General features: G+C 69.8%; 11 protein-coding genes and 1 pseudogene. 10 read left to right on the top strand and 2 right to left on the bottom strand.

The window, feature by feature from the left end; all coding sequences use genetic code 11:
* Positions 1-353 precede the first annotated feature (353 nt).
* Entirely contained in the window at positions 354-1,340 is a 987-nt protein-coding gene (locus tag AB0N22_RS10395) for a hypothetical protein (protein ID WP_364639133.1), read from the bottom strand.
* The gene (locus AB0N22_RS10390; protein ID WP_364639130.1) at positions 1,337-1,735 is read right to left on the bottom strand and encodes a nuclear transport factor 2 family protein; all 399 of its coding nucleotides are present in this window, start codon (positions 1,733-1,735) and stop codon (positions 1,337-1,339) included. Before AB0N22_RS10390 ends, AB0N22_RS10395 begins: the two co-directional genes overlap by 4 nt.
* Positions 1,736-1,865: 130 nt before the next feature.
* On the opposite strand from AB0N22_RS10390, the gene AB0N22_RS10385 reads away from it, so the two are divergent.
* From AB0N22_RS10385 to AB0N22_RS10340, 10 genes and pseudogenes are all read left to right on the top strand, one after another.
* Complete coding sequence (locus AB0N22_RS10385; RefSeq protein ID WP_364639127.1) at positions 1,866-2,234, top strand: NADH-quinone oxidoreductase subunit A; 369 nt, start codon at positions 1,866-1,868, stop codon at positions 2,232-2,234.
* A 17-nt stretch (positions 2,235-2,251) separates the two neighbouring features.
* Positions 2,252-2,806, top strand: a complete 555-nt coding sequence (locus AB0N22_RS10380) for an NADH-quinone oxidoreductase subunit B family protein (protein WP_364639281.1) — start codon at positions 2,252-2,254, stop codon at positions 2,804-2,806.
* Positions 2,796-3,323 carry an NADH-quinone oxidoreductase subunit C gene (locus tag AB0N22_RS10375; protein ID WP_364639124.1) on the top strand — a complete coding sequence of 176 codons (528 nt, stop codon included), beginning with the start codon at positions 2,796-2,798 and terminating at the stop codon, positions 3,321-3,323. Before AB0N22_RS10380 ends, AB0N22_RS10375 begins: the two co-directional genes overlap by 11 nt.
* Positions 3,316-4,284: a complex I subunit 1 family protein gene (locus AB0N22_RS10370; protein WP_364639121.1), complete on the top strand. Its 969-nt coding sequence runs from the start codon at positions 3,316-3,318 to the stop codon at positions 4,282-4,284. Before AB0N22_RS10375 ends, AB0N22_RS10370 begins: the two co-directional genes overlap by 8 nt.
* Positions 4,285-4,406: 122 nt before the next feature.
* Positions 4,407-4,637 (top strand): annotated as a pseudogene (locus AB0N22_RS10365) (4Fe-4S binding protein); the annotation flags it as partial.
* Positions 4,638-4,798: 161 nt separating this feature from the next.
* Positions 4,799-5,296 (top strand): NADH-quinone oxidoreductase subunit J, encoded by a 498-nt coding sequence (locus tag AB0N22_RS10360; RefSeq protein WP_364639118.1) that lies wholly within the window; start codon positions 4,799-4,801, stop codon positions 5,294-5,296.
* Positions 5,296-5,598, top strand: a complete 303-nt coding sequence (gene nuoK, locus AB0N22_RS10355) for an NADH-quinone oxidoreductase subunit NuoK (protein ID WP_364639115.1) — start codon at positions 5,296-5,298, stop codon at positions 5,596-5,598. Before AB0N22_RS10360 ends, nuoK begins: the two co-directional genes overlap by 1 nt.
* Positions 5,595-7,292, top strand: coding sequence for a proton-conducting transporter membrane subunit (locus AB0N22_RS10350; RefSeq protein ID WP_364639112.1), 1,698 nt, complete (start codon positions 5,595-5,597; stop codon positions 7,290-7,292). Before nuoK ends, AB0N22_RS10350 begins: the two co-directional genes overlap by 4 nt.
* The gene (locus tag AB0N22_RS10345) at positions 7,289-8,767 is read left to right on the top strand and encodes an NADH-quinone oxidoreductase subunit M (RefSeq protein ID WP_364639109.1); all 1,479 of its coding nucleotides are present in this window, start codon (positions 7,289-7,291) and stop codon (positions 8,765-8,767) included. Before AB0N22_RS10350 ends, AB0N22_RS10345 begins: the two co-directional genes overlap by 4 nt.
* The gene (locus tag AB0N22_RS10340; protein WP_364639106.1) at positions 8,764-10,167 is read left to right on the top strand and encodes an NADH-quinone oxidoreductase subunit N; all 1,404 of its coding nucleotides are present in this window, start codon (positions 8,764-8,766) and stop codon (positions 10,165-10,167) included. The genes AB0N22_RS10345 and AB0N22_RS10340 overlap by 4 nt, the downstream gene beginning before the upstream one ends.
* Positions 10,168-10,197: the final 30 nt, after the last annotated feature.

Below are 10,197 nucleotides of genomic sequence, written 5' to 3'. Positions count from 1 at the left end.
GCCGTTCAGCCGCCGCCCGCAGGGCGACAGGTTCCAGACCCGACCACCCGTCGATGGTCATGCGGTCCAACGCAGCCTCGATCTGCTCGACAGCACCCACCAACGGGTGCCGGAGCGAAGAAACCGGGGCAACGGACACGACAGACCTCGAGAACGAAACGGTCGCACGCTTGGCCACTCTCGAAGTGCGGCACACCCAAGCTCGATGCACCACGGGCCGGTCTCAGTCGGATCCAGTCAGGTCAAGGGATTGCTGCGAAGACTTCACCCTCAACACGCACCATCCTATCGGAGATCCGAGACAATGTCGAACACCTGTTCGAATACTGAGACGGCGAACAGTCGACCGCCATCTAGCGCCGGCGACGGTCGTAACGCCGCGTGACGCGCACCTGCGCCGCCCACGCAACCCGCTCCGCAAGCCCGAGCGAACGTGCCCCGGGTGCCGTGGGGGCCTGCGCAGCCAGCTCCTCGAACGCCGAGACGATCGCTGCGGCGGAGCGCTCCTGGGCGGGGAGGCGTACGGGGTCGATCTGGTCCGGCGTCGGGACGATGACCGGGTTCGTGTTGATCTCCCACACCTGCAGCCGACCGCGGCTGAAGCCGTAGTCGATCCGCCCGTAGTCGATGCCCGAGACCGCGTAGACCTCGCGCAGCGCGGCCTCGTGCGGGAACGTCTCGACGAACTCGCGCTCCTCCTCGGCGATGGCGGGGGTCACGACCATGGGCTTCTTGACCATCCACCGGCGGCTGACCAGGACGTGCCGGGGGACCAGGCGCTCGCCGATCTTCATGGCCGAGTACTTGCGGAACATGCCGTCCTCGCCGACGGTGTCCGCATGCTCGACGACCAGGAGGTCGCGGTTGAACAGCCGGCGGCGGCGACTGACCCGCTCCCGGATCCGCTGCCTGAGCTCGGCCTCGGAGTGGACGACGGCACCGAGACTGCCGCTGTGCTCGTTGGCCCACCGCAGGAACGCCGGGAAGCGAACCTCGGCGCCGCGATCACGCAGTCGGTACGCCCGGAAGTCGTTGATCCCCATCGCGGCGAGGTCCTGCAGCAGCCCGAGTCGACCGGTCCACGCCGCCGGGTCGTTGAGCGTGACGTAGCTGCCCGGCTGCGCCGCGAGTCGGTCGTGCAGTCGCCGGACGAGAGCCAGCTCGGAGCGGAGCAGACGCTCGAAGTCGGCGAAGACGTGAACGCCCGGCGGGAGGGGGTCGCCGACCCGCACGTCGTCGTACGCCACGGGGTCGATGACCTCGGCCAGGTGCGGCGCCCACCCGTCGATGAACCGTTCCATGCCCCACAGGAACCTGCGCGCGGCATAGAACCGGATCACGCCTGAGTCCCCGGCACCATCGAGAAGTGGGTGTGCACCGCGCGGAGCTCGGGATCGCCGGCCAGGACGATCGTCGCGCGGCCACGGCGTGGCCCGACCACGTCACCCAGCACTCCCTCGGACGACCAGTCGCTGATCGCGACCACGACATCGCCGTCGGCGAACACCGTCGTGCCCTCGAGGTCGAACGCGAAGCCGGTCGTGCGCTCCCACACCCCGTGCCACTGCTCCGCATGCAGCTGGTCGAGCCCGGACCATCGCTCGGCCACCGTGCCGAACCCCTCGGCGTCGGGGTGGAACATCGCCCGCGCTCGTCCGTAGTCCCGTGCGCGTACGGCCGCGGCGAAGTCGCGCAGCCACGCCTCGACCGGCGGCATCGACCCCGCCCTGCTCACCTCGACCACGTGCCCTCGCTTCGTCCAGACCGCCGCGTGTGCGGATCGAGCACAGTATGCCGGTCGCCTCGGGGTGTGGTCGCGGTGTCGTGCGCCACCACGACGGCACGATCTTCCCTAGAGTGTCCCCATGCGCGCCTACCTCGACGACTATGCCGCGGTCGGCGTGATCATCGTGGTCGGCATCGTGCTGGCCGGCGGGATGCTCGGGCTCAACCGCCTCATGCGACCGAGCGTCGCCGCGAGCGAGAAGCTGCTGACGTACGAGTCGGGGGTCGACCCGGTCGGGGCCGGCTGGGCGCAGTCGACGGTCCGCTACTACGTCTATGCGTTCCTCTACGTGATCTTCGCGGTCGACGCGGTGTTCCTGTTCCCGTGGGCCGTGGTGCTCGAGGACATCGGCCGCGCGGCTGCGGTCGAGATGGGCATCTTCATCAGCATCCTCGTCGTCGGGCTCGTGTACGCGTGGCGCAAGGGGGTGCTGTCGTGGACGTCGTAGGCGGTGTGAACCTGCCGATGCCGACCCTCGGTCCGGTCTCTGCGCACGCGCCCAAGCCGGCGCGCTACCTGCTCAACTGGGGCCGCAAGTACTCCTTGTGGGTCTTCAACTTCGGTCTGGCCTGCTGCGCGATCGAGTTCATCGCGACGTCGATGTCGCGGCACGACTTCATCCGCCTCGGCGTCATCCCGTTCGCCCCCGGCCCCCGTCAGGCCGACCTCATGGTGGTCTCGGGCACCGTCACCGACAAGATGGCGCCGGCCATCAAGCGGCTGTACGACCAGATGCCCGAGCCCAAGTACGTCATCAGCTTCGGCTCGTGCGCCAACTCCGGCGGCCCCTACTGGGACTCCTACTGCGTCACCAAGGGCGTCGACCAGATCATCCCCGTCGACGTGTACGTCCCGGGGTGCCCACCGCGGCCCGAGGCGCTGCTCAACGGCATCGTCACGCTGCAGGACAAGATCGGCGGCGAGAACCTCGCGGACCGCTACCAGCGTCCGGCCACCTCCTTGCTGAGCCCGCGGATCACCCCGCCGCAGGCGCAGGAACCGGGGGATCGTGAGTCTTGAGGACAACGGCTTCGGCCCGCGCCACCGCGTCGTCGAGGCCGCCGAGTGGCATGACGCCGTCGCGCAGCTGAAGCGGGACGGCTACACCTACTTCGACTGGCTCTCGGCCGTCGACGAGCACCCCGAGGGCTTCCGGCTCGTGCTGCACGTCGCGCGCGTACGTCCCCTGGACCACCTGCTGCTCGTGACGTACCTCGATCGTGACGCGCCCGCTGTCGCGTCGATCGCGGACGTCTACGGCGGCGCCGCGTGGCACGAGCGGGAGACCCACGAGATGTTCGGGATCGACTTCGGCGTCGCCCTGGAACCGCTCCTGCTGCCCGATGGCTTCGAGGGACATCCGCTGCGCAAGGAGTTCGTGCTGGCGTCGCGGGTCGCGAAGCCGTGGCCCGGCGCCAAGGAGCCCGGCGAGAGCGACGCGGAGTCGACGCACTCGCCCAGCCGGCGACGCATCAAGCCTCCCGGCGTGCCGGAGCCCGAGGAGTGGGGGCCGCAGGCCGGTGGTCGCGATGCCTGAGGTCGTCGACGCGATGCTGCGTTGCCTCGTGGTCGTCGCGGCGTTCATGGTGCTGCCGCTGGTCATCGGCCAGATGGAGCACAAGGCGATGGCGCACATGCAGAGCCGGGTCGGGCCGATGGAGGCCGGTGGCTTCCACGGGTGGGCCCAGCTCGTCGCCGACGGCGTGAAGTTCATCCAGAAGGAGAGCATCACGCCGGCCGCGGCCGATCGCAAGGTCTTCGAGCTCGCCCCTGCGGTGGCGCTGGTGCCCTACCTCGTCGCACTGCTCGCGATCCCGCTCGGGCCGTTCTTCGGGCAGGGCAACCTGATCGGACAGGACCTCGACCTCGGCCTGTTCTTCGTGCTCGCCGCGATGAGCGTGGGTGTGCTGGGCACGCTGATGGGCGGCCTGGGCAGCGGAAACAAGTACTCCTACATCGGCGGCATGCGCGTCGCGGCCCAGCTGATGTCGTACGAGCTGCCGATGGTGCTCGCGGCAGCCAGCGTCGCGATGGCTGCCGGGACGCTCTCGCTCGTCGGCATCGTGCAGCAGTGGGAGCCGTGGTGGCTGCTCACCCAGCTGCCGGGCCTCGTCGTGTTCTTCGTCGCGGGGCTGGCCGAGCTGCAGCGTCCGCCGTTCGACGCCCCGCTCGCCGACGCCGAGCTCGTGATGGGCCCGCTGACGGAGTACGGCGGCATGCGCTTCGCGATGTTCCTGCTCGCCGAGTACGCCGGCATCCTCGTGCTGTCGGCACTGACGACGGTGCTGTTCCTCGGCGGGTGGGCCGGGCCGTTCTCGGACCACGTCGGCTGGCTGTGGACGCTGGTCAAAGTCATGGGGGTGGCCTTCCTGGTGATCTGGGCGCGCGTGGCCTATCCGCGCCTGCGCGAGGACCAGGTCAACGCGTTGGCCTGGAAGGTTCTCGTCCCCGTGGCCCTGGCCCAGGTCACCCTCACGACGGTCTTGGTGGTGGCATGAGCACGTACGGCAAGGGCCTGCTGCAGGGCTTGGCGGTGACGTGGCGCAACCTCACGCGGCGCTCCGTCACGGCGCACTATCCCGACGTCGAGCCCGACCTGCCGCCGCGCAGCCGTGGCGTCATCGCGCTGCAGGAGGAGAACTGCACCTCTTGCATGCTGTGCGCGCGTGAGTGCCCGTCGTGGTGCATCACGATCGACTCGCACAAGGAGACGATCCCCGCGACGACCGAGGGCGGACGCGACCGCAGCCAGAACGTCCTCGACACGTTCGACATCGACTACTCGCTCTGCATGTACTGCAGCATCTGCATCGAGGTCTGTCCCTTCGACGCGCTGCACTGGTCGCCGGAGTTCGCGTACGCCGAGGGCGACATCCTCGACCTGACGCACGACATGAACCGGCTGCGCGAATGGATGTGGACCGTGCCGGCGCCGCAGGCGCTCGATGCCGGCGCCGAGCCGTCCAAGGAGCTTGCCGCGTACGAGGCGAAGAAGGCGCAGGAGGACGCCGGGTGACAGCGACCGAGATCGTCTTCCTGCTTTTCGCCGTGATCGCCGTCGGCTCGGCGCTGCTCGCGATGACGACGACGCAGCTCGTGCACTCCGCGCTGTGGCTCGTCGTGACGTTGGGCGCGGTCGCCGGGTGCTTCGTGCTCATGACTGCCGAGTTCGTCGCGTGGGTCCAGGTCCTGGTCTACGTCGGATCGGTCGTCGTGCTCGTGATCTTCGCGCTCATGCTGACGCGGCAGCAGACGACGGTCTCGGCGGAGGTCACCGGCAACCGATGGACCGCGGCAGTTCTGGGCCTGGTCGCCGCGGCCGGCCTCGGTGCCACTGTCGTGGCCGGCTTCCGCGGCGAGCCCATCGAGGGCAACCGGGTCGGCACGGCCGGCTCCCTCGGCGAGGTGCTGTTCAACGACTGGGTCCTGCCGTTCGAGATCCTCAGCGGTGTGCTGCTCGCCGCCCTCATCGGCGCCATCGTCATCTCCCGGTCGGGAACCGAGCGCTGATGCCCCTGCTCTATCCGCTGGTGCTGTCGGCAGCCCTGTTCGGCATCGGGCTGTACGGGGTGCTCGCCCGCCGCAACGCCGTCATGATGCTGCTCGGCGTCGAGCTCATGCTCAACGCCGTCAACCTCAACCTGGTCGCCTTCGACGCCTGGTTCGCCGACCAGCTGCACACCGGCCAGGTGCTCACGCTGTTCACGATCACGATCGCGGCGGCCGAGATCGGCCTCGGACTGGCGATCGTCCTCGCCCTGTTCCGCGCCGTCCGCACGGTCGACGTCGACGAGGTCGGTGCGAGCTCATGAGGCGCACCTGGTCGTACGTCGTCCTGACCGCCGCGCTCTCCGTGGCGGTCGCTGTGTGGGCCGTCCCGCACCTCGAGGGCGACGCCTCCACGAGGGTGTGGGTCGAGGGCAGCTCGCTGCTGGGGGTCTCGCTCGCGACGCACGTCGACGCGCTCGCCGCGCAGGTGCTGCTGCTCGCCGTCGGGGTCGGGCTGCTGGTGCAGATCTACTCGACGGCCTACCTCGGCCACCACGCGCGCTACCGGTCGTACGCGTTGGTCATCATCTTGTTCCTCTTCGGCATGATCGCGGTCGTCGCGGCCGACGACCTCTTCGTCCTGCTCATCGGGTGGGAGGTCATGGGGCTGTGCTCCTACCTGCTGATCGGGCACGAGTGGCAGACCGCCGCCGCGCGGTCCGGCGCCGCCAAGGCGTTCCTCATGACCCGCGTCGCCGACCTGGGCCTGCTCGTCGGAATCCTGGTGATCGGGCAGACGTACGGGACCTATCGGATCAGCGAGGTCATCACGCAGGAGCCTGACAACGCCACCGCGATCGGCCTGTTGCTGCTGGTCGCCGTCGTCGGCAAGTCCGCGCAGTTCCCGCTCCACACCTGGCTGCCCGACGCGATGCCCGGTCCGACGCCGATCACGGCCCTCATCCACGCGGCCACGATGGTGGCCGCCGGGGTCTACCTCGTCGCCCGGCTCATGCCGATCTTCGAGGCGTCCGAGCTCGTCATGACGCTGCTCGCGATCATCGCCGCGGTCACGATGCTGCTGGGCGCGCTGTTCGCGCTGGCGCAGACCGACCTCAAGCGGGCGCTGGCCTGGTCGACCGTCAGCCAGCTCGCGTTCATGTTCGCGGCGCTCTCGACCGGCGATGCCGACGCCGGCACCGACCACCTGTTGTCGCACGGCGCGTTCAAGGCGCTGCTGTTCCTCGGGTGCGGGTGCCTCATGCATGCCGTCGGCTCGAGCGCCCTGTCGGCGATGGGCGGCCTGCGCCTGCGCATGCCCGTGACCTTCTGGACCATGTCGATCGGTTTCGCCGCCCTCGCGGGAGTCGTCCCGACGGTCGGCTTCTTCACCAAGGACTCGGTGCTGCACGCCCTCGATCACGGTCGTCACGAGGGACCGTTGCCCGAGGGCATCGCTGTGATGCTCCTCGGCGTCGCGCTGCTGACCTCGTTCGTCACCGCGGCCTACGCCACCCGGCTCTGGCTGCTTGCGTTCCTCGCGCCGGCGACGACCGACCGCGCCGGCCTCTCGACAGGCTCGAGGTCCGAGCACCGCGCGATGACGGGGCCGCTCCTGGCCCTGGCGGTTGCGTCGTTCGCCCTGTCGATCGGCCAGCCGTTCCACCTCGGCATGGGGGTGCTCTCGACCCTCGTCGCGGCCGCGGGCGTCGGTGCCGTGCTGATGGTCTGGCGGCGCGGGCACTCGCTCGACCTCGACGCACCGTGGCTGACCTCCGAGCTCGGGCTCGACCGGCCGTACGCCTCATGGATCCCCTCGACCACGCGGTCCTCGGCGCGAGCGGTCGTCGACGTCGATCGAGACGGCATCGATGCGTACTCACACGGCTCCGTCCGCGTCGCCGAGCTGGCGTCGCGGGTGCTGGCGCTGGTGCAGACCGGCAACGTCCAGCGCTATGCGACCGTGATCGCGGCCGGCGTCGTCGTCATCACGGCAGCGGCGGTGATCTGGACGTGATCGCCGCGGCACTCCTCGTCCCGTTCATCGTCGGGCTCGCCCTGCTGTTCCTGCGCAAGCGCGTCTCCGGGCGCACGGCCGCATCGCTCGGTGCAGCCGCGATGGCCGCGTCGCTCGTCCTCTTCGCCCTGGTGTGGGACGGCCGTGACGAGATCGGCGGCGAGATCGACGAGTCCTGGATCGAGCCCCTCGGCGCTCGACTCCACGTCGGCGTCACGGTCGTGTCGTGGCCGTTCCTGCTGATGACCGCCTTCATCGCTCTGCTGTGCTGCGTCTGGCTCATCGCCGAGGACACCGCCCCGGCCCTCGTCGGGCTCGTCCTGATCATCAGTGCCTCGGCGCTCGGCGTGTTCGCCTCGCTCGACCTGCTCCTGTTCTTCGTGTTCTTCGAGCTCGCACTCATCCCGATGTGGTTCGTGATCGCGTGGTGGGGCGACCCGCATGACCCGGTCGGCCGTCGCGTCGCGGCTACCCGGTTCCTCCTGTTCACGGTCACCGGCTCGGCCCTGCTGCTGGTGGGCATCGTGCTCGTCGCGAGCCGCACGGGTTCGCTGAGCATCTTCCAGACCGAGAGCGCCTCGCTGGTCGCCGCGGTCCTGATCGTGCTCGGCTTCGCGGTCAAGACGCCGCTGGTGCCCCTGCACACCTGGCTGCCCGACGCGCACAGCAAGGCGCCGACCGTCGGCTCGGTGCTGCTCGCCGCGGTGTTCCTCAAGCTCGGCACCTACGGGCTGATCATGCTCGGTGCGCTGATGCTCCCTCGCGAGTTCGTCGACGTCGCACCGTACGTCGCGGGTGCCGGCGTCGTCGGCATCGTCTGGTCGGCGCTGGCCTGCTACGCCCAGGACGACCTCAAGCGGATGATCGCCTACTCGAGCATCGGGCACATGGGTTTCGTGGCGCTCGCGATCTCCACGATGACCGACATCGGTCTGGCCGCTGCGGTCTTCGGCTCGATCGCACACGGGCTCGTCACGGGCCTGCTGTTCTTCCTGTCCGGATCGCTGAAGGATCGCTTCGGCACGGCGTCGATGCGAGCGATCGGCCGCGGGCTCTATGCGCGTACGCCGTGGCTCGCCGTCGCGTTCGTGTTCGCCGCTGTCGCGAGCCTCGGACTGCCGGGTCTCGCCGGGTTCTGGGGCGAGCTGTTGTCGCTGCGCGCAGCGTACGAGGTCGGCGTGCTCGACCAGCCCTACGCGTGGACCGCGCTCGGCCTCGCGGTGCTGGGGGTCGCCCTCACCACGGCGTACTTCCTCCGGGCGATCCGCCTGCTCGCCCAGGGCGAGCCGGTGAGCCACGAGGGCGATCGCGACCTCGCGGTGCGGGAGGCGGTCGTCGGCGGCGCGCTGGCGCTGGCGATCGTCGTGCTCGGGCTCGCGCCCGGCCTGATCGTCGGGCTGTACGACGTGCCGGCCACGCTCAACGGTCAGTCGGGGACGACCTACGACGGCACCTACGGGCCGGTGGAGCGATGAACATCCCCGTGGACTGGTCCGTCGTCGGCCCCTCCGTCATCGTCGCGGTCGGGGCGCTGGTCGCGCTGCTCGTGGATGCGTTCTATCCGCGCCGTACGTGGCTGGGATCCGGGCTGCCGGCCAGCGCCGCACTCGTGTGGGCGGGGTTCGAGCTCTTCCGCCTGCACGACGAGATCGTGCCCTTCACGTTCGCGCTGACGTTGATCGTCCTGGCCGGCACGCTGGTCGTCGTGGTGGCCTCGAACGTCATGAACTTCGAGAACGCGATGCCGCCGGGGGAGTACCACTTCCTGCTGCTCAGCGCCGCTGCGGGCGCCGCGATGATGGTGGCCGCCCGTGACCTGGTGACCCTCGTGATCGCCCTCGAGCTGCTGTCGCTGCCGTCGATCGCGCTGGTCGGGCTCCGTCAGGGCGACAGCCGCGCGATCCGTTCGGCGTGGACGTTCTTCCTCGCGTCCGTCGTCTCGACGGCGATCACCTTGATGGGCATCTCGCTGCTCTACGGCGCCGCCGGGACGCTCGACTACGCGGGCCTCGCCGCCGGCCTCGGCGACACCGAGCTGCCCGACGGTGTCGTCGCCGTCGCGGTCGTGCTGACGATCGTGGGCCTGCTGTTCAAGCTGGGCGCCGTGCCGTTCCACGTGTGGATCCCGGACACCTATCTCGGCGCGCCGGTCATGGTCGCCGGCTTCTTGTCGTCGGTGTCCAAGGCCGCCTCGCTCGGTGCGGTCTTGACGCTCCTGCTGGTCGCGCTGCCCACGGCGTACGACACCTGGTCGCCGCTGTTGCTGCTCGTCGCCGCGGTGACGATGACCGTCGGCAACCTCGGCGCGCTGCGGCAGACCAACGCGGTCGCGATGCTGGCGTGGTCCTCGGTCGCCCAGGCGGGGTTCCTGATCGCGCCGGTGGCCGTCGTCACCCGGTCCGGTCCCGATGCACCGGTGCAGTACCTCGCGGTCTACGTGCTGGCCAACCTCGTGGCCTTCGCCGCGCTCGCCGTCGTGCTTCGCCTGCGCGGCAGCACCGAATACAGCGAGCTCAGGGGCCTGGCCCGCACGGACCCGCCGACCGGGGTGCCGCTCGTCATGGCGATGCTGACGCTCGCCGGCTTCCCGCCCGCGGTCATCGGCCTGGTGACGAAGTACGTCGTCATCCGGCCTGTCGTCGAGGCCGACCACGTCTGGCTCGCGGTCGTCATGGCGGTCAACGTGATGCTCGGCCTGGCGTACTACCTGCGGTTCATCGCGGCGCTCGTCGACCGGCCGGCGATCGACGATCCGTACCGGAGCCCGTCACCGCCCGTGTCGATCCGCATCTCGAAGGCGGCCGTGCTGATCGGCACGGCCGGCCTCGTCGCCCTCAGCGCCTGGCCCGACCTGCTGCTCTCGAACCTCCCCTGACCCCGGGCGCGCGGCCCGGTGACGGGGATG

Source organism: Aeromicrobium sp. NPDC092404 (assembly GCF_040684095.1).
In the GTDB taxonomy this organism is placed as follows: domain Bacteria; phylum Actinomycetota; class Actinomycetes; order Propionibacteriales; family Nocardioidaceae; genus Aeromicrobium.
The sequence above is the reverse complement of the archived record's forward strand: the minus strand, read 5'-3'. Positions and strand labels throughout refer to the sequence as shown.